Here is a 223-nt window from a genome sequence, read left to right as displayed (position 1 = left end):
CTTCGGTTGGGCCATACAGGTTGTGCAATTCGGCCTCAAAGTGGGAGAAAAAGCGCTGTTGCAGCTCTTGCGGCAAGGCCTCACCGCTGCAAATCACCCGCTTGAGGGAGGTGCAGGCGTGCTCCGGCGCAACCATCTGCACAAACTGCTGTAACATGGAAGGCACAAAGTGCAATGTGGTGATACCGGCGGTATCAATCAGCCGGGCCAAATAATCCGCGTC

Annotated in this window: 1 protein-coding gene; it reads right to left on the bottom strand. The window is 56.5% G+C overall.

Annotation, left to right across the window (positions count from 1 at the left end):
* A partial coding sequence (locus ABR397_RS24465; protein ID WP_350307941.1) for an AMP-binding protein occupies positions 1 to 223 on the bottom strand: 223 nt, incomplete at both ends.

Origin of the sequence: Photorhabdus viridis (genome assembly GCF_040256935.1) — a bacterium.
GTDB lineage: Bacteria > Pseudomonadota > Gammaproteobacteria > Enterobacterales > Enterobacteriaceae > Photorhabdus > Photorhabdus viridis.
This window is presented reverse-complemented; position numbering and strand designations above follow the sequence as displayed.